Annotated in this window: 24 protein-coding genes; 16 read left to right on the top strand and 8 right to left on the bottom strand. The window is 36.0% G+C overall.

The genetic code is table 11. The annotated features are described in order from the left end of the window. Positions 1 to 64 precede the first annotated feature (64 nt). Both AC27HL_RS09090 and AC27HL_RS09085 read left to right on the top strand, forming a co-directional pair. Positions 65 to 1021: a catalase gene (locus AC27HL_RS09090; protein ID WP_487080652.1), complete on the top strand. Its 957-nt coding sequence runs from the start codon at positions 65 to 67 to the stop codon at positions 1019 to 1021. 639 nt (positions 1022 to 1660) lie between these two features. Continuing rightward, a complete protein-coding gene (locus AC27HL_RS09085) occupies positions 1661 to 1996 on the top strand; it encodes a TehB family protein (protein ID WP_487080651.1) in 336 nt (111 codons plus the stop codon). A 141-nt stretch (positions 1997 to 2137) separates the two neighbouring features. On the opposite strand, the gene AC27HL_RS09080 is transcribed toward AC27HL_RS09085, so the two are convergent. Beyond that, complete coding sequence (locus AC27HL_RS09080; RefSeq protein WP_487080650.1) at positions 2138 to 2650, bottom strand: methylated-DNA--[protein]-cysteine S-methyltransferase; 513 nt, start codon at positions 2648 to 2650, stop codon at positions 2138 to 2140. A gap of 267 nt (positions 2651 to 2917) precedes the next feature. Between AC27HL_RS09080 and AC27HL_RS09075 the strand changes: the two genes are divergently transcribed. The 6 genes from AC27HL_RS09075 to AC27HL_RS09050 all read left to right on the top strand — a co-directional run bounded on the left by AC27HL_RS09075 (position 2918) and on the right by AC27HL_RS09050 (position 10165). Next, positions 2918 to 4921, top strand: coding sequence for a hypothetical protein (locus AC27HL_RS09075; RefSeq protein WP_487080649.1), 2004 nt, complete (start codon positions 2918 to 2920; stop codon positions 4919 to 4921). 110 nt (positions 4922 to 5031) lie between these two features. Beyond that, positions 5032 to 5967: a hypothetical protein gene (locus tag AC27HL_RS09070; RefSeq protein ID WP_487080648.1), complete on the top strand. Its 936-nt coding sequence runs from the start codon at positions 5032 to 5034 to the stop codon at positions 5965 to 5967. After that, positions 5867 to 7057 (top strand): hypothetical protein, encoded by a 1191-nt coding sequence (locus tag AC27HL_RS09065; RefSeq protein WP_487080647.1) that lies wholly within the window; start codon positions 5867 to 5869, stop codon positions 7055 to 7057. Before AC27HL_RS09070 ends, AC27HL_RS09065 begins: the two co-directional genes overlap by 101 nt. A 55-nt stretch (positions 7058 to 7112) precedes the next feature. Next, positions 7113 to 7697, top strand: coding sequence for an RNA polymerase sigma factor (locus AC27HL_RS09060; protein ID WP_487080646.1), 585 nt, complete (start codon positions 7113 to 7115; stop codon positions 7695 to 7697). Then, the gene (locus AC27HL_RS09055; protein WP_487080645.1) at positions 7682 to 8512 is read left to right on the top strand and encodes an anti-sigma factor; all 831 of its coding nucleotides are present in this window, start codon (positions 7682 to 7684) and stop codon (positions 8510 to 8512) included. The genes AC27HL_RS09060 and AC27HL_RS09055 overlap by 16 nt, the downstream gene beginning before the upstream one ends. A gap of 486 nt (positions 8513 to 8998) precedes the next feature. Further along, positions 8999 to 10165, top strand: coding sequence for a hypothetical protein (locus AC27HL_RS09050; protein ID WP_487080644.1), 1167 nt, complete (start codon positions 8999 to 9001; stop codon positions 10163 to 10165). 179 nt (positions 10166 to 10344) lie between these two features. Here AC27HL_RS09050 and AC27HL_RS09045 read toward each other — a convergent pair whose 3' ends face one another. The 7 genes from AC27HL_RS09045 to AC27HL_RS09015 form a co-directional block, all read right to left on the bottom strand. Then, positions 10345 to 10962 (bottom strand): leucine-rich repeat domain-containing protein, encoded by a 618-nt coding sequence (locus tag AC27HL_RS09045; RefSeq protein ID WP_487080643.1) that lies wholly within the window; start codon positions 10960 to 10962, stop codon positions 10345 to 10347. Positions 10963 to 11155: 193 nt separating this feature from the next. Further along, positions 11156 to 12307, bottom strand: a complete 1152-nt coding sequence (locus AC27HL_RS09040; protein WP_487080642.1) for a methyl-accepting chemotaxis protein — start codon at positions 12305 to 12307, stop codon at positions 11156 to 11158. Positions 12308 to 12381: 74 nt separating this feature from the next. Beyond that, the gene (locus AC27HL_RS09035; RefSeq protein WP_487080641.1) at positions 12382 to 13020 is read right to left on the bottom strand and encodes an SCO family protein; all 639 of its coding nucleotides are present in this window, start codon (positions 13018 to 13020) and stop codon (positions 12382 to 12384) included. Next, positions 13017 to 15251 carry a heavy metal translocating P-type ATPase gene (locus AC27HL_RS09030; protein WP_487080640.1) on the bottom strand — a complete coding sequence of 745 codons (2235 nt, stop codon included), beginning with the start codon at positions 15249 to 15251 and terminating at the stop codon, positions 13017 to 13019. Before AC27HL_RS09030 ends, AC27HL_RS09035 begins: the two co-directional genes overlap by 4 nt. Further along, positions 15251 to 15886: a c-type cytochrome gene (locus AC27HL_RS09025; RefSeq protein WP_487080639.1), complete on the bottom strand. Its 636-nt coding sequence runs from the start codon at positions 15884 to 15886 to the stop codon at positions 15251 to 15253. The genes AC27HL_RS09030 and AC27HL_RS09025 overlap by 1 nt, the downstream gene beginning before the upstream one ends. A gap of 54 nt (positions 15887 to 15940) precedes the next feature. Further along, the gene (locus tag AC27HL_RS09020; RefSeq protein WP_487080638.1) at positions 15941 to 16513 is read right to left on the bottom strand and encodes a cbb3-type cytochrome c oxidase subunit II; all 573 of its coding nucleotides are present in this window, start codon (positions 16511 to 16513) and stop codon (positions 15941 to 15943) included. A gap of 3 nt (positions 16514 to 16516) precedes the next feature. Beyond that, a complete protein-coding gene (locus tag AC27HL_RS09015) occupies positions 16517 to 18154 on the bottom strand; it encodes a cbb3-type cytochrome c oxidase subunit I (RefSeq protein WP_487080637.1) in 1638 nt (545 codons plus the stop codon). A gap of 322 nt (positions 18155 to 18476) precedes the next feature. On the opposite strand from AC27HL_RS09015, the gene AC27HL_RS09010 reads away from it, so the two are divergent. The 8 genes from AC27HL_RS09010 (at position 18477) to AC27HL_RS08975 (ending at position 26058) form a co-directional block, all read left to right on the top strand. Then, positions 18477 to 19007, top strand: coding sequence for a cupredoxin domain-containing protein (locus AC27HL_RS09010; protein WP_487080636.1), 531 nt, complete (start codon positions 18477 to 18479; stop codon positions 19005 to 19007). Then, on the top strand, positions 19008 to 20480 hold the full coding sequence (locus AC27HL_RS09005) for a cbb3-type cytochrome c oxidase subunit I (protein ID WP_487080635.1): 1473 nt from the start codon (positions 19008 to 19010) through the stop codon (positions 20478 to 20480). Continuing rightward, complete coding sequence (locus AC27HL_RS09000) at positions 20473 to 21078, top strand: SCO family protein (protein WP_487080634.1); 606 nt, start codon at positions 20473 to 20475, stop codon at positions 21076 to 21078. The genes AC27HL_RS09005 and AC27HL_RS09000 overlap by 8 nt, the downstream gene beginning before the upstream one ends. Beyond that, a complete protein-coding gene (locus AC27HL_RS08995) occupies positions 21053 to 21664 on the top strand; it encodes a hypothetical protein (RefSeq protein WP_487080633.1) in 612 nt (203 codons plus the stop codon). Before AC27HL_RS09000 ends, AC27HL_RS08995 begins: the two co-directional genes overlap by 26 nt. Then, complete coding sequence (locus tag AC27HL_RS08990; RefSeq protein WP_487080632.1) at positions 21654 to 22451, top strand: formate/nitrite transporter family protein; 798 nt, start codon at positions 21654 to 21656, stop codon at positions 22449 to 22451. Before AC27HL_RS08995 ends, AC27HL_RS08990 begins: the two co-directional genes overlap by 11 nt. Positions 22452 to 22572: 121 nt before the next feature. Beyond that, positions 22573 to 23046, top strand: coding sequence for an RrF2 family transcriptional regulator (locus tag AC27HL_RS08985; RefSeq protein WP_487080631.1), 474 nt, complete (start codon positions 22573 to 22575; stop codon positions 23044 to 23046). Between the two features lie 54 nt (positions 23047 to 23100). After that, positions 23101 to 24639 carry a nitric oxide reductase transcriptional regulator NorR gene (norR, locus tag AC27HL_RS08980; protein WP_487080630.1) on the top strand — a complete coding sequence of 513 codons (1539 nt, stop codon included), beginning with the start codon at positions 23101 to 23103 and terminating at the stop codon, positions 24637 to 24639. Between the two features lie 369 nt (positions 24640 to 25008). Beyond that, positions 25009 to 26058, top strand: coding sequence for an NAD(P)/FAD-dependent oxidoreductase (locus tag AC27HL_RS08975; RefSeq protein WP_487080629.1), 1050 nt, complete (start codon positions 25009 to 25011; stop codon positions 26056 to 26058).

The following is a 26058-nucleotide window of genomic DNA, read 5'->3' as shown; positions in this document are numbered from 1 at the left end:
TCTTGACTAATTGTTCGTGCACATACTATCATGATAAGGTCACTATAACTTAAGAGTAATGAAAATGAATAACTTTAAAATAATAACTTTGTCTATGCTGCTCGCTTCTTCAGTTCCAGCACTTTCTAATAATATTGATACGGCAACTGATAGTGTTAATACTTTTGAAAAACTCTTCGGTGTAACCGAAGGTAAACGACGTAATCATACTAAAGGATTTTGTTTTTCAGCGACATTATCACCAAAAGATAAAGCTATTCAGCAGTACAGTAATAGTAGCTTATTTACTGATAACTTATCAGTTATAGGTCGATTATCTCATAAAGGTGGTAAGAACTTAGCTCCAGATAATAAACCTGGAGAGTACGGTATGGCTTTGTCTATAACAACAACCGATAACCAAACTCACCTTATGTCAATGAACACATTAGATTTTTTTCCAGTTGCGACACCTGAAGCATTTGCTGAGTTGATGCATGCTAAAGTAGCAGGCAAACCTGCAGTAAAAGCATTTAAACAAAAAAATAAAGATTTACAGCGCTTCAAGGCCTATTACGGTAAGAAAAGCAAACAACTTAAACCTTATGAAGGTCAGAAATTTAATAGCGTTAACAGTTTCTATTTAGTTAACAACAAAGGTGAAAAAACAGCGGTTAGATGGTCTTTTGTACCACAACAAGAACAAAAAATAGTTGTAGAACCGGCACAAAATTTTTTCTTCGATAATTTACAGACTAAGCTTGATAATGGCCCAGTTAAATGGAATATGGTAGTGACGTTTGCTGCGCCAGAAGATGATGTGAATAATGCAGCCATTGCATGGTCAGACAACAATAAAAAAATCACCGCTGCTGAGCTTGTTGTAAATAAAATACAAACAGAAAATACAGGCGGTTGTAACGATATTAACTACGATCCATTAGTATTATCTACGGGGTTTGAAGCCTCAGCTGATCCATTGCTGCAAGCGCGTCGTAATTCATACGCAGTTGCATTTGGTCGTCGTATAGCAGAAAAATAGTCTTAGACTTAAAGTCATTCGAAGTGCATGCAGATAATTTTTCTACACGAAGGGCTGTTGATCTTTCGAGGTTACTTTTACAGCAGTTTGTTTGATATTTAGGCAAGGTAGAGCACATTTGAGTAGCTAGCTACTCGAATGTGCGATAACGACCTTATGCGCCTACAAAGTCACCTTACCCGACATCTATGTGGGGCAACGCCATATAAATATCAAACAGACGCTGCTCTTCGGGTTCATTTAAAACAGATTTCTACTTTGTTGCCTACAAGGGTTTAGGTACTTAGCGTGAGCAGGATGCGTAAGCTGTACAAGGAATTTACATATGCTTGCAATGGACGCTGGTAATTAAAACAACGCAGGAGCAGTTATCGAGAACAACTATGTTACAGCGTTCGCGTCACGATTAAAGACGCTTTAAATTGAATAAATTTTAATCCTGAAAGCTCAACAGCCCCTTAAGTTATCTGCATGTAATTCATATTTGGCGCTGTAACAAGTGCTAATAACATATTTAAAAAATACGTATTGTGTCAAATGAATATCGTTTTTTGATAGGATTAGTGATCACATTAAAGTTGTATCTACTTTTAAAAGATAAGCTAATAAACTCAGAATAATGAATAAATGGAGTGAAGTATGAATAAAATACCAGAAAGCTTTGTGCACTATAAATCTACGCCCGTTTTCAATAAGGACAATGTGCCTAAAATGTTTTTATACAAGCATAATACGCGCTCAGGTGTTTATGGAAAAATTAAGACTATATCTGGAGAGTTAAAATTTTATGGTTTTGCACAAAGAAAAGCAGATGTAGAACAAGAGGTATCTATAGAAGCGGGAACTTACCTAGTTTCCCCTCCTGAATATTGGCATAAAGTTGAATTTTTAACCGATGATACAACATTTCAAGTTGATTTTTATGCTGATAAAAATTCAGATATTGTTCAAGAAAATTTGTCTGAACGCAGCTGATCACTATGGCTCTTTAGCTAGATAAATTTTCAAGAAGAAGAGCCATTTATGATTTAACTTTTTGACACTATATAACTCGCCTAATTACTTTAATTGTTAATATCAAGCAAAGCTTAGCGACTGTTTACTTTATAACAACATCTAGAATAGTGTTTTAAACTCTAACTTAAGCAAGTTTTCTTTTGCTTTAAGCCCTCCTGCATATCCTGTTAAATCGCCATTACTGCCTACTATTCTATGGCAAGGTATTATAATAGAAATTGCATTTGCGCCGTTAGCATTGGCAACAGCTCTCACCGCTTTTTCATTATTCATACTTACAGCAAGTTGTAAGTAACTCGACGTATCGCCAAAAGGTATTTTTAATAGACTTTCCCATACACTTTTTTGAAACGGCGTTCCAACTAATAACAACGGTATATCAAACACCTTTCGTTGATAATTAAAGTACTCATTAAGTTGTTGCTTGGTAAGATTTAATACACTGTCTGACCGTTCATTATATCCAGCTTGTAATCCTTTTTGTATTCTTGAGTCTATGGCCGTTCTTCTTTTTCTATAGCGCCAATCACATAAACACAATTTCTGATGGTATGAGCCTAAAATGAGCTCCCCGTAAGGTGTATCAAAGTACTGTATATTTATATCTGTCATCAAATGCCCACTCCTGAATTATTCTGTACATCATACTTAAATTTTCCCCTAAAAATAGCCACTTCATTAAATGACAACGGAATTTCAATCTCATAAACAAGTGTTTTTAGTAAAAAATTAAAAAAACAAATATATTTTTTAACAAAAAAATCAACAAGTAACATTTAATTAGTTACATAAAAAATAAACTAACTCTATTTAGGTGCAACTTTTTTAGCTGCGTGTCGTAAAGCTCTTATGACATTCATTATTTATTAGAGAATTAATATGAAAACACTGAATAACAGCAAAAAAGCCAATTTTAGAATGCTACTAATTTCCAGCGTCTCTGTTGCAGTATTATCTGCTTGTGGAGGCTCTAGTTCTAACTCTTCGCCATCAACAGCTGATCCATACGTTCCTCCTGTTGTTACCCCTACCACCCCAACTACGGATGCAGAATTTCCTAGTCAAGTAGCAACGCCAAGCGCAACGGTTGTAAATGATAATGGCTCATTGATTTTAGCTGAGACAGGTTTGTCATTGTATACCTTTGATAATGACAGCCCAGGCACATCTGTTTGTGAAGGCACACCAGAAGATACTGATACTTGTGCAGGTAAATGGCCACCACTACTTGCTGCTGAAGGTGCTACTGCAAATGATAAAATGACGATCATTACACGTAGTGATGGCACTATGCAGTGGGCTTATAAAGATATGCCTTTATATCAATGGTACCAAGATAGCGCACAAGGCGATGTGAGTGGCGATGGTGTTGGCGGCGTTTGGCACCTTGCTCGTCCTTTACCTGTAGTCACTCAAGTAATTAATGGCATTAATAGCTATGTGGGTAATCAAACCATTTCTTCAGTCACATCAAGTTCTGATGTATTAACGGCAATTCGCACAGATAAAAATGGTTTCGCACTTTATACTTTTGATAAAGATCCAATTGATGACTCTGTTTGTGCAGGAGACTGTATTAATACTTGGCCACCGCTATTAGCTGATGCTGGTGCAATTATTGAAGCTCCGTTAAGTGTTATTACAGCAACTAACGGTAATATGCAGTGGGCATATAAAGGCAAACCTTTATATTTCTTCGCCAATGATACGGCGGCTGGAGAAGTAAATGGTGACGATGCAGGTAATGTATGGCACCTTGCAACTCAAGAACCAGCGACACAACGTACTACTGACAATGGACGTTCACTTTCAGCAACAGGTCGAGTTAATGTTTTGACATCCGTAGATGATTATTCAGTAACTTCTATGGATAAAGATGGTTTTAGCTTATATACCTTTGACAATGATAGTGAAGAAACCTCTAACTGTGCTGGGCAATGTTTAGATACATGGCCTCCTTTTGTACCAAGTGAGCAAGATACTGCTATTGGTGATTTCACAATTTTTGAGCGCGCAGATGGTAATAAACAGTGGGCCCATAAAGGCAAGCCACTATACTTTTTTACTAATGATGTAGCACGTGGTGATATTAATGGTGATGGCGTTGGTGGTGTATGGCACTTAGTTTTACCTCCAGTGGTTACTCAATTTGAACAAGAAACTCATACATTAGGTGCAGCAGTAACCGTAAACGGTTCTGTTCATGTTATGGTTCGAGACACTGATACCAATGAGTTCGTTAATCAAACTATCGATAAAACAGGTTTTGCTTTATATACATTTGATAATGATGCTACTGGTATAAGTAATTGTCAAAATGCATGTTTAGATACATGGCCACCACTATTAGCAAGCAGCGAAGATGTTGCTGTTGCACCTTATTCTATCATTACGCGTGACAACGGTATGATGCAGTGGGCAATTAATGGTATGCCATTATACTTTTTCACACCAGATGAAACGGCTGACGATATTAAAGGTGAAAATGCTGGTAATGTTTGGCATATCGCTCGCCCTGCTCCTGTAAAAGTAGATGACCATACTACCGAAGGCTTATTATTGGCAGCACATGGTGATGTTTTAGATAGCCAAGGAAAAACATCAGCGGAACTTATGGGCTTGACACTTTATACATTTGATTCTGATGTAAAAGATTCTGGCGAAAGTACTTGTTTTGACAATTGTGCGGTTACTTGGCCACCTCTTTATGCAACATCAGCAGACCAAGCTTTTGGTGACTTCACGATTGTAAGCCGAGATGAAAATGGCACCACAACGTATCAATGGAGCTACCAAGGTTTACCTCTTTACTTCTTTGTTGGTGACACTCAAGTAGGCGATACTAATGGTGATTACCCAACTTGGACAATCGCAAGACCATAATATGTTCTAGCAATCACCCGAATACTAAAACTATTTTTGGTGTTCGGGTGAATAAATGAATTTATGGTTATTTATTCTGAGTTCAGATGATTCAATATGCGGGAATTCAAATGAAATTATTTTTTATATTCTCTGTTATGTTTGTACTTAGTGCATGTAAAGCAGGTAATGGAGAAGGACTTGATGAACAAGGTCAACCAATTGATACTGTAGTGGTTAACCCTGACGAGCCAGCACCTATTGATGATGGTATTAAACCAACTTTGGCTTCGATACAAGAAAGTGTCTTCATACCTATGTGTGCAAGTTGCCATGGTGGTGCAAATCCTGCAGCAGGACAAGATTTATCATCACTAGAGCAATCTATAGAGCATCTTATCAATGTTGATTCATCTAACCCATTATTTAAACGTGTGCTTCCTGGTTCGGCAGAGCAAAGCTATTTGTATTTGAAAATAACAGGAGATACTCGTGCAGGCTCACGCATGCCACTAGGTCAACCTGCTTTAGATAGCAATATGATTGCTGCAATAAAACAATGGATAACGGATGGTGCACTTTTGCCAGAAAATACGAATCAACCGGTGCAAGTTAGCCGAGTAAACGCGCAAGTAGCCTATCAAGAAAAAGTATTAACAAACATGAATAATGCGAATTGGGGAAATAATAGCTTATCAAAGGTGAGCAACGAGACAAATATAGACTACCTCTGGCGTCATAATGGCCCCTTAGTGATTGTTGTTTGGTTTAATCAAGCGATGAGTTTTGAAGGTTTAACGCATGAACAAATACTCTTTACAGCAAGCATTACCAAAGGAAAAAAGCAACACAGTTGGTTAGTTAATAGTGATCAAACAACAATGAATGTGGTTAATGATCATGTATTACAGTTTACCATAAGTGATTTAAATCCTGATATATCGCACATTAATGTACAGGTTAATAATGGCAATATTAGCACAGTACTTTCTCAGTCAGGTCAACAACTTGACGGTAATTTGGACGGCATTGAAGGTGGAGTATTTAGTTATGATATCTCTTTATAAGTTAATAACGGCTATTGTTCTTAGTGTTAGCCTATTGTTGTCTGCAGTAATGAGTTTTAGCATTCAAGCAGAGCCTTATTTGGCGATTAAAAACAATTTAAAATGTAGTAGTTGTCATGCAAATCCCAATGGCGGTGGATTACGTAATGATTTTGGTCGAACCTATGGGCAACAATTATTACCTAGCAGAGACAGCTCTTTTGATACCAAAAAACTTGCGCAATTGACGCAGTTTTTAACCTTAGGCGCTGATGCTAGGTTTAATGGTAATTATCAAAAAAGTGATGACGATAATACTAGTAAAGGCTTTGAGGTAAGCAGCGCACAACTTTATCTTAATATTGCGATTCCAGAAACAGGGTTATCGTTTTATCTTGACCAACAAGTTGCACCAGGTAGCGCGATCAATAGGGAAGCCTATGCGATGTATCAATTTTCTGATGGTGATTTTATCAAAGCGGGTAAGCTTTTTTTACCTTATGGTCTACGTATTGAAGATGACTCAGCATTTATTCGTCAAGCAACTGGAATGAATTTTGACAATAGTGACAATGGTATTGAGTATGGTATTAATTACCCACAAGGAACGATTAATCTCTATATCGCTAATGGTACTGGTCAATCAAGCAATGATGACAATAGCTTGCTGTATGGTATGCGTGCAGAGCACTTATTTTCACTCTTTAGAGTTGGTGCAAGCGCGGTATTAAATGATGGTGAGCAGCAAACTCAGCTACTTAACTTTTATACAGGGAGTCAATGGCGTGATTTTACTTTTATAGCGGAAATTGATTATATCTCTATAGAAAAAGCCAATAGTGCTAATCAACAAGATATTGATCAACTTGCTTCGTTGGCTGAGATAAACTACCAATGGAAAAAAGGATGGAATATTAAATTAACAGCTGAATATTTTGATCCTGATAGAGATATTGGTGAAAATGAGCAAACACGTTATTCGTTGATCGGAGAATATACACCTATTGCTCACTTACAGTTACGGTTTGGTATGCGATTTAAACAAGATATTCCACAAAAAGCACAACAAAACAGTGATATATTGTTTGTTCAAAGTCATTTCTATTTTTAGTACGAGTTGTTAGACTTATTTGTATAAGTCTAACAAAATTTGGGGTAATCAAAAATTGAGCACAAAGTCTGCAAACACATCGCAACATGACAACCATGAGCTAGTCATTTTGCTCACGGAGTGTCAAAAAGGTGATTCAAAGGCTTTTTCTCGATTATATAAGCTAACAGCGGCAAAATTAAATGGTATTGCATATCGTATCACTCGAAATGTTGATAGTGCAAACGAAGTCTTGCAAGAAGCTTTTATTCAGATTTGGCAAAATAAAACACAATATCATCAGGAAAAGAGTGAAGTTTTTACATGGTTATCATCAATTGTACGTTATCGCGCTTATGATCGTTTACGTTATGATATGAGACGTCATAAACAAGATGTTGTTGAATTTAATGATAGCGATGTTACTCATTCATATGATATTGATGGCATAAAAGAACTTGGATTAATGAAGTACTCAGAGCAAGCATTGCATAAATGTCTTGAAAAATTGGAACAAAAGCAAAGCCAATCCATTTTAATGGCTTATTTATATGGCTACAGTAGAGAGGATATCTCTACTCATTTTAGTACACCAGTCAACACAATAAAGTCGTGGATTCGTCGAGGATTAGGGAGGTTACAGCTATGTTTAAGCGAATAGATACCCATAATACTTCAGTCGACGAAATGATCGAGCGCATGCCAAAGCGTTATACGCAAACGAACGTAATAGAACACCTCGCCAGTCAATATGTATTAGGTTTATTGACCACGAGAGTGCGCTGCAGAGTAGCTAAAATGCTTCAGTACCATAGTGAACTGGAGCAAAAAATACTTTTTCTAGAAGCTCGGTTTGTTCACTTAGACGAACAAACACCTGAATTAACACCCAAAGTAACAAGTTGGCAAATCATTGAAGAGCAGTTGCAATTGCCTCAACAACAAACTACTGAAAAGGCACCAGATAAACCTCGTTTATTGCAAAAGCTGATGGTATCTATCCGTGAATGGTTTTCATTGCCCCTAACTCAGTATGCCGGTGCATTTTCTATTGTGCTTTTTGTTTTGATGACGATAACACTGACTTCAATAAATGAAAAAAGCGATCCTTTAAGTTATGTTGCAGTCTTGACCCAAGATGGAGGTGATGCTCATATCGTTGCTAGTACATATGGAGAGTCTAAAAAACTGATTGTTAATATCGTGAATGATACTGCAGTAACTGATGAACAATCATTGGAGCTTTGGGTCGTGTCAAAAACTGATTTTGAAGCACGCAGCTTGGGAGTGCTCTCCTCAAAAAAACCTTTGATAGAACAACAGTTAACAGAAGCACAATGGCGATTAATTAAAGATTCACAATCGCTAATTGTTACTATTGAAGAGTTTGGCGGATCCGCTATTGGTGAACCAAGTGAGATGATAGTTTCAAGAGGGCTATGTGTAAGACTACAAGACTGGCAAAGTAATGTATAAGTAATTTACTCAAGGAAAAAATCTAGGACGTGTTGAGCTTTGCCTGTTTGTTTTTGCAGCAATTTAGACGCCACCTATACAAGGGAGAGCTAATGATTCATAGTTACTCTATTCGAATTGGCGATAACGCAGCAGAAATGACGTATAAACGCTGTCTTACGGATCCGTTTAAAAGCGCCTTGCTCTTCCTACATGAATCTAGGTACTTAGCGTGAACAGGTGCGGAAGTTGTACAAAGGATTTACATACGCCTGCATGGATGCAGGTAATTAGAACAAAGCAGGAGCAGTTGTCGAGAATAACTATGCTGCAATCCTTGTGCCTTGAGCAAAACCCATTTAATTCGAACAAAAATTAAACATGAAAAATCAACATGCCCTCATATTAGGGGGAATAATACTGACATCACTCCTCTTTATTCAACCTGTTTATAGTAAGGTATTTGAGAGTCAAACATATTCATTTCCAGGAAAGCATGAGTTTAGCATGCGTACTCGCTATCAACAGGTCGATGATGACTGGCTAGATTCAACTAAAGTTTTTACGACACGTATTAAGTTGTTATCTCGTTTTACGTTAGATGAAGAAGAAAAGTTGCAGTTGCTACTTGAGCCTAATTATGTCCACGCTTTTAATGACGAAGACTATAACTCAGTTGCTGTAAAAAAACAGACATTTCCCGTTCCTGATCCTAAAGGCTTTAACTGGCGAAAAGCTCATTTAAAATATACGAGTGATGAAAATTGGCAAATTAACATGGGCCGACAAGCTATCGCTTTTGATAATGAGCGTATGGTAGGTGCGAGAGATTATTGGCAAACACCACAAAGTTTTGATGCGTTTAGTATTGATTATAATGATCAAATGAATTGGCATATACAATATGCTTATGCCAATAATGTTCATCGTATATACGGAAAAAACGCTACTTCGACGATTCCTGTTGAAGATATTCGTTATGGCATTGTTGAACGTCGACCAGTCAGTGAATTAGGCAGACATAAATTAAATACTCATTTGCTCAACTTAAAATATAAAACTGAAGATAATTTACATATAACCTCCTATATCTATGCGGTTGAGAATAAAGATCACCCTTTTTGGTCTACTAATACCTATGGCTTACGTTTATCTGATGAAATAAAGCCTGATGCACTTAAATATCGTTATGCTTTTGAGTTCGCTCAGCAGAAAAGTGCCTATAATAATCCTGTTAACTATCAAAACTGGTATAACTTGCTTGAAGCAAGTGTGCAGTATAAAAGCCATATTTTTCAATTAAGCCAAGAAGTATTTAGTGAGGATAATCGCCGCGGTTTTCAGACCTTTTTAGGTACTTTACATAAATTCCAAGGTTGGAGTGATGTTGCAAGCGGTTATTCATCACAAGCAGGCTTAAGAAATCAGTATTTTACCTATAGAGGACGTCATAAAAAAGTGCGCTGGCGAGCGGTATACCATCGCTTTCTAAGTTATGCCAATAGCCAAAGTATAGGAAGTGAAATGGACGTTGAAATTGCAATACGGTTTAACCGTAAGTGGGAAGCGAAACTTGTATATGCTAACTATAGTGTGGATAAAGGTATCTCTGTTCCATCGCCATTAAATTTTGATTTATCAACTTGGTTTATTTCATTAGCATACAATATTTAACATACTTTTTTCTCGTGTAGAGTTATTGTTTTCCTGGCGAATTTCTATAGGCTATTTTAAAAGGTTTATATGTATTTTGGTTTTGTTAAGAAAATAACTATTACCCATAGCCAAAGCCCTATATAGCCCTTTTGATTCTCACTTAATGAGCAAATACTTTATTCAATTGGTATTAAGTTTTATTTCCAATCATCAGCGTTGCCATCATGGATAATTGTAATGCCCTCCATTTCATCATATCTTTCGTAAACTTCATCAGGCATCGGGTTTTGCCTTAACTCTATAAATGTTAGTTTGGTTAAACCACTCACGTTTAAATCTTCTAATTTATTATCAAATAAATAGGCTTTTTCTAATGAAATTAAGCCACTGATATCAATATTGAATAATTGATTACTTGTAATACGTATTTTTTTTAACTGTTTAAGACCAGAAAAATCGATATGCGTGAGCTTATTTTTAAATAAATATAAAGTTTTTAAATGGGCTAAATGTGCCAGGTTTATCGTTGTAAGTTTATTATTGGCCGCATTAAAATATTCGAGCTTACTAAAATCGCGTAAATCTACATGCGTCAGTTTATTATTAAACAGAGATAAGGAGGTTAAGTTTATTGCCGCGTTTAGCCCCTTGATATTTTTTATATTCATACCATGACATTTAAGCTCATCAATATCGTGCAATGATCGCCACTGGTGCTTTTTGATTGTACTTTTTATGCATTTTTGTAATGCGGTATCTGTAATACTAGACAGATCTACCTTGTCATTTGCAAAAGCATCATCATTGTTAACCATCGATAGAAATATACAGATGAAAAAAGACAAAAAATATTTTAAAAAGGTATTCATATATAAATGTTAAATATTTCCATATTACATCAATACAATCTACATGTTTTATTGTTAAATGAACAATAGCCGTATCAGTTATTTTGACTAATTTAAGCATAATCAAATAGCTTTATAATGTATCACGATTTGAGAGTGTTTATAATTTAAACTTATTAATCATATCATCGGCCTGGATCACAAATTGATTTGATTCTCTTACTTGCTCCGTTATTTCATTGATAATATCACTATTTTGTTCCGTTACATTCATGATTTCCTTGACCTCAGTTTCAATATTATTTAATGATTCATTGATATTGTTGGTATAAGAAACAGCACTTTCTACAGAGCATGTTGCTTGATTGATAATACTTTCGGATTGCTTGATCGTTCTTGCCGTTTTTTCGGTAGAATGTACAACATCACTTAGCGATGTACTTTGCTTTTCCATCTTATTACCAGCAAGCTCAGATGCATGTGTAATATTTTGTACTATCAAATTGATTTGTTTTACACTATCTTGTGTGCGTACGGCTAGTGCTCGCACCTCATCAGCAACAACCGCAAAGCCCCGACCTTGTTCTCCTGCACGTGCGGCTTCAATTGCAGCATTAAGTGCCAACAAATTAGTTTGTTCTGCGATACTAGCAACAACATCTAGCACACTTTTAACGCTGACGGCATTAGTGCTTAAAACATCTAATTGTTGTTTTAACTCACCATTTAGTGCTGCATAATTTTCCATAGAAAAACAAAGTTTATCAATATCTGTTAGTGCATTTGATAGTTGTACATTAACATCACACATTTGTTGTTGTCCAATGTGAACAACCTCAGCTAATTGTAAAGAAAAGTTGTTTGTACTTGATAAGTGTTGTTCTGTGCTTTTTGTGATTTCTCTGTTTTTTAACATTTGTTGTAGCAATTGTTCGCAGCCTATTTGTATAACTTGTGAGTTTTCTTTATTGTTTTCCGAAAATGATTTTATTTGAGCGAGTGCACTACGAATATTTTCTCTAACGGTGCCCATAACGTCAACAACTTGCCCTACCTCTGAATTCAGACTGGTATTAATATCACATGTTGCTGACAAATCTTTTTGTGCAAAACCTTCCAAATAGCGGCTAACCTGCTTAAGTATATCGACGCCCCAACGCTTTTCATCGATATCATGGATAATAACAGCAACAATAAGTAAACATTGAATAATTAGTGATATACTATTTTCAGTAAAAAATATGACATTGATAACTAATAAAGCAATAGCGACCCAATGTACGAGTCTCATTCTTAAAAACAGTGAAGCCATAAAATATTGTACCTTACCACTAATTATATTTATTATTCATAGTTAAGCATACTTTATGATAAAACCGAATTATTTTAGTGCGTTAATGATAAATAGTCTTGACTAATTTGTTTTGCCGATAACATGTAAGGGAAGTTAGCAACATACTTTTTATCTGGAGAAACTAAAAAGATTGAGCTTGAATGTTCTATTTCTATAGAACCTTTTTCATTTTGTTTCATACTGTAGCTTGCTCCTAAACTTTTAAACAAAGCATCAAGTTGTTCAGTTTTAGCACTCAACCCAATAAAGTTTTCATTAAAATAGTTCATGTAAGCTTGTAATTTATCTATCTTGTCTGGAGAAATATCAATACTTAAAAAAGCTATTTGAGGCCTTTTGTTTTGCGGAATGTCATTTAGAACATGATCAAGCTTTAATAACGTTGTTGGACATATATCAGGACATTGGGTATAGCCAAGTGCTAGCAGTGTCCATTGATTTTCAAAGTTATCAGTAGATACAAATGATGCATTCGTTGAGGAAAATTCAACATTAGCAAGTGATAACGGTTTTGGTAATAAAAAGCCATTAAGTTTTAATTGATTATTATCTGGCGATAGTAGGGTTGATGTTTCAACATTTTGCGTTGATTTTATAATGAATAATGATGCCAAAAGTAATACGGCTAAAACGATAAGCCAATTTAACGACGAATTTGTTGTGATCTTCATAATTGTTCCATTTTTTTACTAAATAAGTAGCTATTGATAGAGACTGAAAAAGAGCTCGCTACCATGGCGCTTATGGCTAATAGTGGTGATATATTGCCGAATAATGCGACAGGAATCGCAATCAAGTTATATGCTACAGCATATGCCAGATTATATTTCATCAGTTTATCGTAGAGTTCTGCAAGCGGCTGTAAGTACTTTAGCGTGTTTAAATTATCACTAAGTAAACAAACGGTTGCGCTCATTTTAGTCAGCGAATTTGCATTTTTTGTTGCTATACCTAAATTTGCTTGCGTTAATGCAAGATTATCGTTTAAGCCATCGCCAATAAAACCAACTACTTGCTGTTTTTTTTGTTTTTCAATAATTTGTTGTTGTTTCTGTGGCGGTGACATAGCACTAAAAACATTATTCTCATTTAGGTCCAATTGTTGTGCGACCGAGCTACAAATATGCCGATTATCGCCACTTAACATGCCAATATAAGGTATGCTATTTGCTAAACCGTTAATTGTTGTTTTTGCTGAACTTTTGATACTATCTTCAAACTCAAAGGATGCTACAACTACCTTGTTAATGACCAAATAGCTTGTTGTATTATATTCATCCACATTGATGTCAATGTTTTGTTCGGTAAACCATTTTTTTGATCCTAACGCGATACATACTTGAGAATTATCACTTTTCCATTGTATGCCACTACCTAACGTTTCTTCATATATTCCTGATTCGCGTTTAGGGGCAATATACCCTGATAAATATTGTCTAATTAAGTGGCTATAGATATGACCACTGTAATACACGCATTGATAGGCATGTTGAAGGGTTTCTTCAAGCGCCCAATCTTTATTCATGATTTTCATTTTAACTAATGAAGGATGTCCATTAGTTAACGTCCCTGTTTTGTCAAAATAAAGTGCGGATAGTTTTCGGCTCGCTGCAAACATAGCATAATTATTGATCACCAATTTCTTTTTGATACTTTGCTGATTTAGTATCAATGATGCTAAGGGAGCGGCAATAGTTAAGCTGCAAGGACAAGCAATAACTAATACACATAACGTGCGCTCAAATGCTAATCGTAAATCTGCAGTCGTAGAGAAAACATAAATACCTGCTACAAGTGCAGAGAAAAAAATCAGTTTAGATAATAATGATGATAACTGGTTTATTTTTACACTGTTGCTAACTTCTTTAGCTTTTTTCATCAAAATGCTTGTCAGTTGGTGATCTGAATTTGAGTGTCCAGTTGCGCACTTTGCACGCACCCTGATGGTTTGCCCCAAATTAATAAAACCTGCTGATAATTCGCTATGTTTAGAATATTGAGCAGGTATCGACTCTCCGGTAAAAATACTATTATCACATAGCGAAAATTCAGAGAGTAGCTCACAATCAACAGGAATAATTTCCCCTAAATGCACAACTAGAATATCGCCAATAGCGATGGCATTAACAGAAATTTTTTCTAGGTTAGCATCACTTTTTTCACGTAAAATTGATGAACTTTTGCTAAGTTCAACTTCTTCTTTTAAACACGCCATCGCTTTTGCTTTGGTATTTAAATCGAGAGTACGCCCGAACAAATGTAATAGTATCAACATACAGGCAGTATCGAAGTATACAACATCTATTTGCCACCAAAGAAAATAGCAAGATACAAAAAAGGCAGACAATGCTGATGTTGATATCAGTAAATCTAAACTAAAGAGTCGGACCTTAAGGGCATACCAAGCCATTTTATGGAAGTGAAACCCTGCAGCAAATACAACGGGGATCGAAAAAATTCCGGAAGAAATATTTAATAAATTGAGGACTTGCTTATCTAATTCATTAGGGCCGTGAACGTAAGTTACTATTGCACTTAACATAGACCACATTGAAAAAATAAAAGCAAAAAATAGTGTACTATATGCACTTTTTTTTTGTTGAATCAATCGTTTTTGACGAACATCAAGGCTCGCACTTGTTATATTATAGCCAATACTTTTTACTGTTTTTTCTATGTTTTCAAGTGTATTGCCTTCACCTGTATAATCGACCACCATATAACTATAGGTAAAGTTTACCGTCGCTGAAGCCACCTTGCTTAATGATGATATCTTATGCTCTAAAGCAGTTGCACAGTTACCACAAAATAACCCTTCAACCCAATAAACAGATTTGGATATTTTGGGATGAGCATGTTCGGTATGCCCAGCCAATGAAGGGTTATTAAGTGCTGTTGTCATTACTGAGCAGCTCCCATAACTTCAACTAACTGTGCTTCTCCGTCCCAAGGGGATGATTGGTTACTATGCTTTGCTAGTGAAGCATCAATATCTTGAACGGTTACTTCCGTTGCTTTATTTGACCAAGTCGTACGTAAGTATGTTACTACGGCCGCCAATTCTGCGTTAGATAGTGTTTGTCCAAAAGCAGGCATTACTCCGTTATAATCAGTGCCAGCAACAGTTACTTTACCCATTAAGCCTTTAGCAATAATTTGAATTGGTAAGTCTTGGTTACTTGTTGTGACCCATTTCGAGCCATCAAGTGGAGGGAAAACACCAGCTAACCCTTTACCCGTGGATTGATGGCATGAAGAGCAGTTTGCGCTGTAAATTGCTTTACCATCAGCTTTTCCTGTTGATTTTTTTTCTATTGAGCTAGCAGTGTTATTCGTTGCTGACTCTATAACTGTGCTGGTCGTTTGACTAGTTTGTGAGTATTGTTTCGCTTCATTGGCTTCTTCTACCGCATGACTGGTCCAAAAAATATAGGAAACAGCCCATAACGTTAGTCCAAGTATAATCGCAGAAACTGAAAATGGAATGGGGTTATTAAGCTCATGCGGATCACTTTTTTCTCTTAGTTGACTTTTCATATTTAACTCTCTTATTTCTATAACTACAGCTTGTTTTAATTCACTACATTTGCATTATTTAGGTGCTGGATGGTTACGCTTAAGTGCTTTCATGTAGTTAGTTAGATCAATAGCTTCTTGTTTAGCAACGATAACTTTTTCACTTTTAAATTGAGGTGGCATTGTAATAACCACATCCCCTTTTTTAGCTTTATCCACTTCTTTAAACAAAAAAGGATAAGCTGGCATAATACTTTCGGGCACTACAGATCTCGGTTGGTATAAGTGCATCAAGTGCCAAGTATCACTAGGCTGCCTTACACCAATATTCATTAAATCAGGGCCTGTTCTCATCGTGCCTAATTGGTGTGGTGTATCGTATTGATAATCCGTTGAAACAGAAGGACGTCCCCACCCTCGCGCTTCATCTGTAGACCAAATAGAGTCTCTAACCTGCTGAGTATGACAATGCAAGCACCCAAGTGAAACATACATTTCTCTACCGCGCGTTTCTGATGCATTGTAAGGCTTTATGTTTGGATCTGGCTTATTGTTTTTTGCTTGCATCGTCGGCATCATAACAATAATGACAAAAGCAAAAAGTACAATGGTTAATGCGCCAGACAATATTGCGATCACTTTATTCATTTCTTATGCCTCTTTAAGGTTTAATGCTGCCGGCTTTTCATTAGTATTGTTCTGTTTTTGTCGAACAATAGCTAAAAAGTGCCAAGCAAAAATGATATGGCTGATAGTCATCATGACACCTGCAACACTGCGTAATTCAAGATATGGTATTGTTACTTTCATTGATTCTATGAAAGGTATTGTTGGATCTGCTAAGGCAAAACCTTGCTTGATACCTGCAATAGTAAGAGCAACAAAGTATAACGTAATGCCTAAAAGTGATAGCCAAAAATGCCAAGAAATAAGCTTAGGATAAGGCCATTCTGATTGTGTTACACGGGGTAAAACAAAGTACATTGCACCAAACATAATCATGGTAAAAAATGCATATAAACCAAGGTGAGCGTGTGCCACAGTGTAATGAGTAAAATGAACAAGGTAATTAACACTACGAATAGCTTCAAAGGTTCCTTGAATAGAGGCTCCAGCATACATTGCTCCACCGATTAATATAAACCGTAATGTTGGAGAGTACTTAACAACAGACCAACGGCCTTTTAGTATTGAGTACATATTAATCAAAAATGCCGTGATAGGGATCAACATCATAACACTTTGCACAATCGATATTGTTTGTAACCACATAGGGACAGGACCACCTAGTAAATGATGTATACCTACTTGACTATAGAATAGTGCTAGTGCCCAAAACCCAATAAGAGAAAGACGATATGAATAAACAGAAACGCCGAGTACTTTAGGGATAAAATAATATGCACAACCAACAGCAATTGGCGTTACCCAAAGACCTAAGATATTATGACCAAACCACCAGTTAACAATGGCTTGTTCAGCACCGGTAAAGATCCCTGGTACGTTACCAATAAAAAATATTACGGGAAACCAAATTAATGCGGCACTAAAATACCAACCGGAAACATACAGATGTTCGGCTTTTCGTTGTGCCAGGGTCAAAAATAGTGGCACAGCTACCATAGCACCCGCAAATATAATAAGAATATCAGTATGCCAAGGCACTTCTAAAAACTCCATTCCTTGCGTATGCCCTGTTACAATTTGATAGGCTCCAATTAATAAAGCAATATTCCAAAGGATACAGGAGCTTGCTGCATAGCGCCCTCCAACTAATTCTGTTTTAAGTAATCTAGGTAACAACCAGAGCACGACACCAACACCAGCCATGGCTCCCCACCCATAAACGACTGCATTAAGATGTACAGGCCTAATACGACCAAAGGTTAATTCGATGTTATTAACCAAAAGATCGGGAAGGTGAAATTTAAGAGAAACTAAAACGCCCGCCAAAGAGCCTAATATCAACCAAAATAAGGCTGAGGTTAGAAACATGACAACAGGTAATTTTGATGATGTATCAATCGATACTCGCGTATTGACCTCATCTTCGGTACCACTGCGATAGTTTACCGTCTCTACATTAGTATCTTTACCAAGTGCTAAAGGTAAAGGGCCATCAATGGAGGGTTCTTCAGATTTTCCTAGCTCTTGATCGTCAAATATAATATTGCCATCACCTTGTAATATCGATTTGCTGTCATTGCCTAGTGACCAAATAAATGCAAATAAAGCGGTAATTGATAGTACAAAACATAACGCAATAAAAAATGTGATTGTGAAATCCATAAATTATCCTACTGTTATTAATGTCGCTTAAATAGCGCATGTGTCATATATGTTTAATTTTTATGCGTCGATAATTAGCCTTTATTAAAGCTAACTCTATAAATTTATTATTAAAATATTGACAACACACACCTTCATCTTAGAAGAAAAATGAGAAGATGCTAAAATAATTTTATCTTCTGCTTGCCTTTCACTTTAAAGATGTAAATAATATACATGTTTCCAAATGTAAATGAAACATCTATTTGAGCAGAAAATGTCAATATGTGCTTTAAAGCACTTATTAAAAGCATATTAAATTATGCCAAGGGTGGGAGTGATTATGAAACATGAATTAATTTTATTTGTTTCAGTGTTTTTTATAGCTGTTTTAGCAGCTGTATTTGTATACGTTTATTTAGCTTCAAATAAACGTAGAGAGTTTAAGCCGATCAAAGAAAAACTATATGGTTATCGACCAAAGTTATTTACTTTTCTGATTTTAATGGGATTTGCTGTTGCTGTAGGCACTTTATTTGAATTTCCAATAGCAAACCAGATAAGTGATAAATCAATAACACAGAGTATTAAAGTTAAAGGATATCAGTGGTATTGGGTATTAGATAAAACAGAAGTTTATGCTAATGAACCTGTGGAATTTATGATCGACTCAGGTGATGTTAATCATGGGTTTGGTATTTATGATGAAGATTTGGTTATGCATACTCAAGGACAAGCAATGCCTCAGTATACTAACCGTTTAGTACATACCTTTAAAAAGCCAGGCACATATAAATTACTATGTTTAGAGTTTTGTGGTATTGCTCATCACAATATGGTCGCAACATTAACCGTATTACCGGCTAAGGAATAAATGATGGACTTAAAAAAAATCAGTTTACCAGAAACATCTCCTAAATCTTTAAATGCACTAAGATTCTATGTTGTTGCATCATTACTTGTACTCTTTCTAATGATGCTAGCCGGCGCTACTATGCGCTATACGCAAGGTGCCTTAATAGAAGTTGCTCCTAATATTTTTTACCAATTGTTAACAGTACATGGTGCTGGCATGGTCGGCATTGCTGGATTATTTTCTTCAGCCATTATGTGGTATTTTTTGCGTCGCTATGTTGATTTGAGTACCAATATCTTTTTGATCAATTTTGGTTTATTCCTTGTTGGTGTATTAATGATCTTAGGTTCTATATTTTTAGGTGATTTTGCTGCAGCGTGGACCTTTTTATACCCCTTACCCGCAAAATCAATGGGTGTATGGTCTCATCATGCCGCAGCACTATTTCTTGGTGGATTATTAGTTATTGGGGTTGGATTTTTACTATTTTATTTAGATGTTACGCGAGCAATATTAAAACGCTATTCAAATCTATACAATGCTATGGGATTACAATATTTATTTGGCGGTAAAGCGTTAAATGAAGAACATCCTCCAGCGGTTATTGCTAGTACAATGGTACTGATTATTAATACATTAGGTATTATAGCAGGCGCAGTAATATTAGTTATTTGTTTACTAAATCTATACTTTCCAGAAGATATATTGGTTGACCCTTTACTTGCAAAAAACTTAACTTATTTCTTTGGCCACGTATTTATTAATGCCTCAATATATATGGCCGTTATTGCGGTATATGAATTATTACCTAAATATACAAATCGTCCGTGGAAAATCAATAAGCTTTTCATTACAGCTTGGTTCTTTTCAACTTTCATGGTGATGATGGTTTATCCACATCATTTATTAATGGACTTTGCAATGCCAAAATGGGCTTTAGTTATCGGACAAATTTGCTCATATATGAATGGTTTCCCTGTTTTACTGGTAACTGCCTATGGTGCTGTAACTTTAGTACATCGTTCAGGTATTAAGTGGGATCTAATTTCTAGATTATTGTTTTTATCTATGTTTGGTTGGGTTGCCGGTACCATTCCAGCAATTATTGATGCAACTATTTCGGTTAACGTAGTTATGCATAACACTATGTGGGTACCTGGGCATTTTCATTTTTACTTATTGCTTGGTTTATTACCTATGTTGTTTGCCTTCTCATTGTTTATTACACAAACCAAAAACGAGAGAAATACCCGTTATTTAGATGAAATATTTTTCTCTTCCTACCTTTATGGTTCACTTGTACTAATAGGCACATTCCTACTTAGCGGTAAAGATAGTGTACCTAGACGTTGGGCGGCACACTATGCTGAATGGATCCCTATGAGCCAAATTGCTGCTGTTGGGGCGACTATGGTGGTGTTAGGAACATTATTTTTCTTAACAAAAATTATTTTACGTATTAACAAGGCAAGCTTAACTGCCGATGCGTGATTTACTTTTAACCGTTTTTTTTCTATGCGCAGGTATTATTTTGATATATCTGCAAACAGATAATTTTCAGGCATTTACTGCTGAGAGTGCCCGTAGACATGATATTGAAGAACAGCCAATAAAATTATCGGATTATCAGCTTATTGATGTCAATGATGAACAAATTAGTTTTTCTGACTTACGGGGCAAAACACTGTTAATTGATTTTATTTATACCCGTTGCCCAACGGTGTGTACATTGTTGGGTAGCTCTTACGCACAATTACAGCGTAAACTAATCAAAGATAATAAGCTAAAAAATGTTGTATTAGTCAGTGTAAGCTTTGACTTATTATACGATAATGCCGCGGCTATAAAAGCATATCAGCAGCGATATACAACTACATCTGAGCAATGGTATATGTTTGTGCCTAAATCACAAGAGCAACTACAGACAATACTTAATGAATTTGGTGTTGTTGTCATTGATGACCTATATGGCGGATTCATCCATAACTCAGCCGTTCATATCGCTAATGACGATGGTTATTTAGTTAAAGTAACTGATTGGCAAAACGACGAGGAACTGAATCTTGCAATTACGTCAACTATCGAATAAGTATCGTAATGGATTTTTACTCATTGGCTGGTTGTTTTTTTCAACATTCATGATTCCATTTTTACAGCAATCGTTAATAGCACACCTTTTTATAGCCATTCCGGGGTTAATTGCTTTTGGTTACTTTATTGGCCGCTTTTTATTACCTGAACCGGCATTGATTAAAAAATGGAATCAATCGGGTATTCCTTTGATGTTATTGGCTAGCTTGCTTTTTATATATTGGATGTTCCCTCGTTTTTTAGATGCTTCAATTCAAGAGCAAAGCTTCTATTTATTTAAAGTCTTTTCACTAACTTTTTTATGTGGTTTACCATTGGCGTGGTCTTTAAATAAATCATCATACATTACCCTCAATTTTTTTAGAATTGAGTTTATTGCCACGCTATTTCGTATGGCATGGCTATTTATGACCGCTAAAGAAAGATTATGTATTAACTATTTATATTCGGAGCAAGCACTTGTAGGAAAAGCATTTCTCATACTTGCTATTTTATTCTCTTTATGGCCAGCTGCAAGGGTTATTTTTGGTCAGCATAAAGAGTCCACACAAAATTTAAAGCAGGAATATATACATGCAAAATAATATTAACGTTTTTGCTGAATTTGCTCGTTTAAAAGCGCAAATGTTACACCGCTCTCCGTTGAGTTTTTTTATTGGTAGTATGCTTGCAGGTGCATATGTGGGTATAGGTATTATTTTCATTTTTACCGTTGCTAGCCCGCTGCCTCCTGAAGTGCAGTCATTAGTTTTAGGCGCAACTTTTGCGATTGCACTAACACTGGTAGTGATAGCTGGAGCTGAATTATTTACTGGCTATACCATGTATATGACAATAGGAATGACGAAAAAAACCGTCAATTCACAGCAATTGTTATCAACTTGGACGATGAGTTGGTTAGGAAACCTTTGTGGTGCATTAGTGCTTGTAGGGGTTTACGTTTTAGCCAAGGGCTACTTGTTTTCTCATCAAGAATTAATTGCACAAGTTGCATTAAAAAAAATTAATGCGACACCAATACAGCTGCTTGCTAAAGGTGCATTATGTAATTGGTTAGTTTGTTTAGCCATTTGGATGAGTAAAAAAGTTGATAGTGATGTTGCTCGATTAGTTGTTATTTTTTGGTGCTTATTTGTTTTTATTGCCAGCGGTTTCGAGCATAGTGTGGCCAATATGACTCTATTATCAATCGTCTATTTTAGCCCCGATGGTGTCGTAAGTTTATCTGATATTGCTTACAATCTTACTTTTGTTACTATTGGTAATATTATTGGCGGTGCCGTCTTTGTTGCGCTAGCTTATAACACCTACGCAGCGCCTGCTCCATCTTCAAAAGCATCAGAATTAAAAGCAAAAACAGATAGGGTATAACTGACATTTTAATGACCTTTGATTTACATCAAACTTTGTCACATTGCACGTTATCGTCAATATTAAAGGCCATTTCAAAATGTTAAACTTTTATAATTAAAACATTTAGCAGTACTATATAATGAGACAAAGTGTTCATACCGACTACTCTATTCGCGTATTAATGTATTTGGCCCTTTATACCGAAAAGCTGGTTCGGATAGAAGAAATAGCCACAAGTTACGGGATATCTAAGAATCATTTAACTAAAGTTGTACATAACTTAGTTAAATCAGGTTTTGTCGCTTCGATTCGTGGCAGAAACGGTGGAATTAAATTAGCAAGAGATGCTAAAAATATTAATATTGGACATGTTGTGTCAAGAGCTGAAGAGGATTTTCACATAGTTGAATGTTTTAATAGTTCTACTAATCAATGTGTTATTACTGGCCCATGTCAATTAGGTAATGTATTTTCTGAAGCGCTGGATTCTTATATGAAAACATTAGAAAAATATTGCTTAGCCGATTTGGTAAAGAATAAATTTATGATGCGAAAAGCTTTGCAACGCAAGAATAGTAATATAGATGTTGTTCATATCGGCACAGATACCTAATAGCTTTTATTTTAGCTTGATGCTTTTAATCATTACTTAGCATGGATATTTATTTTGTTAGAGAAAACCTTATTAAAAATCGCACTAGATCTAAGTTTAAGCTTACCTCAAAAAGCACATTATAAACGCTTAATACAAGCTATTAATGAAGTTATGCCTTGTGATGCCGTTGCATTACTTGAGCTAGATGGAGAGGACCTCGTTCCTGTAGCAATCGATGGTTTGTCTCCTGAAGTGCTTAATGTGCGCTTTAATCCTCAAAAACATCCTCGCCTAAAAGCCATTCTTTCTTCTCAAAAGCCCATACGTTTTGATGCCGATTCCAGTTATCCAGATCCTTATGATGGCCTACTTGCTATGGATCCAAAACGAACGCTAGATGTCCATGATTGTATGGGGTGTTGTTTATACGTGGAAGAAAACCTAGTTGGCGTATTAACATTAGATGCACTACAGGTCGGAGCTTTTCATAATATTGATGATATCACTATTGCCACAATAGCAGCACTTGCTGCAGCCACAATTCGAAATGCGAAATTAATTGCTCGCTTAGAGCAACAGAACGAACAAAGTCTCCGTTTAGCAAATGAATTAGTAAAAGAAGCGCGCAATTCGAAGGGCTCTAACTTTATTGGCGAAAGTGCTAACATGCTTGAGCTTAAAAGTGAAATACAGGTTGTCGCTCAGTCAGAGTTAACCGTACTCATTACAGGTGAAACGGGGGTAGGTAAAGAAGTCGTAGCACGCACCGTTCACGCTGAATCTCTAAGAAAGCACAAGGCATTAATACAAATAAACTGTGCCGCGCTCTCTGAAAACATTATTGAAAGTGAGCTTTTTGGACATGCGAAAGGCGCTTTTACTGGAGCAAATAAAGAACGCATAGGAAAATTTGAACTTGCCAATCACGGTACCTTATTTCTTGATGAAGTAGGTGAATTAACTTTGAATGCACAAGCAAAATTGCTTAGAGCGTTACAAGAAGGTGAAATTCAGCGTGTAGGGGTTGATAAAAATATCTATGTTGATGTAAGAGTAATCGCGGCAACTAATCGAAATTTATTAAAAGAAGTTAAACAAGGTCGTTTTCGCGAGGACTTATATCATCGGTTAAGTGTTTTTCCTTTAAACATCCCACCTCTTAGAGAGCGCATAGATGACATTCCACAGCTAGGTAACTTTATTTTAAGTAATATTAAGGGGAAACTGGGTTCTAATCATGTACGCATAAGTAAGGGCTCCATGCATTTGCTCATGCAATACGATTGGCCAGGAAATGTAAGGGAACTGCAACATGTATTAATGCGAGCAGCATTACGTGCGGTTAATGGTGCTAGTAATAATAAAAACGTTATAGACCCTGAACACTTAAGCTTGGAGATAACTAGCCTTTCTTCTGGTGTTAATGAGCAATCGACAATTAAAACTATCACCAACAGTAAATCATTTAATGAAATCATAGCCGACTTTCAACGAAAAGTAATTAAGGAATCCCTAGTGCTACATGGTAATACCTGGGCAAAAGCGGCAAGAGAATTGAAAATGGATCGTGCTAATTTACACCGCTTAGCAAAACGCCTTGGCATCGTATAAAACAAAACACATCAGTGTCAATATGACACGATAAAAGTAAGTGATATTTCCCCTTCTTTACCAACAATTAACTAAAGCCATAAAAATCAATTGTTTATTTATTTTTCTAGATTGAATTATGAAATAAAGCTAAATATTATTTGTTTTTTTCCTGCCCAATAAAAAAAAGAGTCAAAAAGACAGCAAAAGAACATTTCCCACAAAAAAATCAAGTCAATTTGACTTGTTTTTATTTATAAAAACATAAAACAACATGTAAGAACCTGATTTTAAACAAATAAAATTTATTGGCACGTATTCTGTATTATATGAGTTATAAGTCATTAATTTCAATTTTGACATCATTGAATATTTGGAGGTAGATGCAAGATGCGAACATTAACAACCGATGTAGTTATTATAGGAGCCGGTCCCGTTGGAATTTTCCAAGTATTTGAACTTGGCTTACAAGGCCTAAAGTCGATAGTAGTAGATAGCTTGACCGAGATTGGCGGCCAATGCACAGAGCTTTATCCTGATAAGCCCATTTATGATATTCCTGCACTACCTAATGCAACTGCAAAAGAAGTTATTGACAACTTATGGAAGCAGGCACAGGCCTTTGACCCTATGTTTATTCTTGGCGAACGTATTGATGATATCAAAAAGCATACAGATACATCTTTTACCGTAACAACAAACAAATGTACTGTTATACATGCTAAAGCTATTATTATTGCAGCAGGCAACGGCGCATTTAGCCCGGTAAAACTAAAAATTCCAAAAATAGAAAAATTTGAAAATAACCAATTATTTTATCGCATTAGTAGCTTATCCCAGTTTAGCAACAAACATCTCGTGGTACTCGGTGGTGGTGACGCGGCTTTAGACTGGGCACTGACATTACAAAAGACAGCAGCAAGTGTATTACTCATTCATCGCAGCATGAAGTTTAAAGCGGCGACAAGCAGCGTAGATAAAATGATGTCATTATGTGAACAACAAAAGATGCAATTTTTATGTGGTCAAGTCTCTGGTTTTGAAGAAAAAAAACAACGTCTATCAGCTATTAGTGTTAGCTCAAAAGACGGCATTACTCGCAAAGTTGAGCTTGATTCGTTATTAGTTTTTTTTGGTATGTCGCCTAAGTTGGGGCCAGTAAGTCAATGGAACTTAGAGATGCACCAGCACCAAATAAAGGTTGATACGCAGTCATACCAGACTTCGGAAAAAGGTATTTATGCTGTCGGCGACATTAATCATTACCCTGGCAAACGTAAGTTAATATTAAGTGGCTTTCACGAAACGGCTTTAGCGGCATTTTCAATTGCGGAAAGTTTATCTGCAAACAACCGAATTCCTACGTTATATACTACGACAAGTCCTGTAGTACATAAGCGAATGGGTATGAATATTTCCTTAGCAGAGCTCATGGAGTAA

Source organism: Colwellia aquaemaris (assembly GCF_057548755.1).
Note: the sequence above shows the minus strand (reverse complement) of the source record. Positions and strands in the feature narration are given on the sequence as shown.

What these genes read in the sequence shown, in the direction of transcription:
- AC27HL_RS09090 (WP_487080652.1), top strand. Translation starts at nt 65, where the DNA reads ATGAATAACTTTAAAATAATAACTTTGTCTATGCTGCTCGCTTCTTCA.
- AC27HL_RS09085 (WP_487080651.1), top strand. Translation starts at nt 1,661, where the DNA reads ATGAATAAAATACCAGAAAGCTTTGTGCACTATAAATCTACGCCCGTT.
- AC27HL_RS09080 (WP_487080650.1), bottom strand. Translation starts at nt 2,650, where the DNA reads ATGACAGATATAAATATACAGTACTTTGATACACCTTACGGGGAGCTC.
- AC27HL_RS09075 (WP_487080649.1), top strand. Translation starts at nt 2,918, where the DNA reads ATGAAAACACTGAATAACAGCAAAAAAGCCAATTTTAGAATGCTACTA.
- AC27HL_RS09070 (WP_487080648.1), top strand. Translation starts at nt 5,032, where the DNA reads ATGAAATTATTTTTTATATTCTCTGTTATGTTTGTACTTAGTGCATGT.
- AC27HL_RS09065 (WP_487080647.1), top strand. Translation starts at nt 5,867, where the DNA reads ATGGCAATATTAGCACAGTACTTTCTCAGTCAGGTCAACAACTTGACG.
- AC27HL_RS09055 (WP_487080645.1), top strand. Translation starts at nt 7,682, where the DNA reads ATGTTTAAGCGAATAGATACCCATAATACTTCAGTCGACGAAATGATC.
- AC27HL_RS09050 (WP_487080644.1), top strand. Translation starts at nt 8,999, where the DNA reads ATGCGTACTCGCTATCAACAGGTCGATGATGACTGGCTAGATTCAACT.
- AC27HL_RS09045 (WP_487080643.1), bottom strand. Translation starts at nt 10,962, where the DNA reads ATGGTTAACAATGATGATGCTTTTGCAAATGACAAGGTAGATCTGTCT.
- AC27HL_RS09040 (WP_487080642.1), bottom strand. Translation starts at nt 12,307, where the DNA reads ATGGCTTCACTGTTTTTAAGAATGAGACTCGTACATTGGGTCGCTATT.
- AC27HL_RS09035 (WP_487080641.1), bottom strand. Translation starts at nt 13,020, where the DNA reads ATGAAGATCACAACAAATTCGTCGTTAAATTGGCTTATCGTTTTAGCC.
- AC27HL_RS09030 (WP_487080640.1), bottom strand. Translation starts at nt 15,251, where the DNA reads ATGACAACAGCACTTAATAACCCTTCATTGGCTGGGCATACCGAACAT.
- AC27HL_RS09025 (WP_487080639.1), bottom strand. Translation starts at nt 15,886, where the DNA reads ATGAAAAGTCAACTAAGAGAAAAAAGTGATCCGCATGAGCTTAATAAC.
- AC27HL_RS09020 (WP_487080638.1), bottom strand. Translation starts at nt 16,513, where the DNA reads ATGAATAAAGTGATCGCAATATTGTCTGGCGCATTAACCATTGTACTT.
- AC27HL_RS09015 (WP_487080637.1), bottom strand. Translation starts at nt 18,154, where the DNA reads ATGGATTTCACAATCACATTTTTTATTGCGTTATGTTTTGTACTATCA.
- AC27HL_RS09010 (WP_487080636.1), top strand. Translation starts at nt 18,477, where the DNA reads ATGAAACATGAATTAATTTTATTTGTTTCAGTGTTTTTTATAGCTGTT.
- AC27HL_RS09005 (WP_487080635.1), top strand. Translation starts at nt 19,008, where the DNA reads ATGATGGACTTAAAAAAAATCAGTTTACCAGAAACATCTCCTAAATCT.
- AC27HL_RS09000 (WP_487080634.1), top strand. Translation starts at nt 20,473, where the DNA reads ATGCGTGATTTACTTTTAACCGTTTTTTTTCTATGCGCAGGTATTATT.
- AC27HL_RS08990 (WP_487080632.1), top strand. Translation starts at nt 21,654, where the DNA reads ATGCAAAATAATATTAACGTTTTTGCTGAATTTGCTCGTTTAAAAGCG.
- AC27HL_RS08985 (WP_487080631.1), top strand. Translation starts at nt 22,573, where the DNA reads ATGAGACAAAGTGTTCATACCGACTACTCTATTCGCGTATTAATGTAT.
- AC27HL_RS08975 (WP_487080629.1), top strand. Translation starts at nt 25,009, where the DNA reads ATGCGAACATTAACAACCGATGTAGTTATTATAGGAGCCGGTCCCGTT.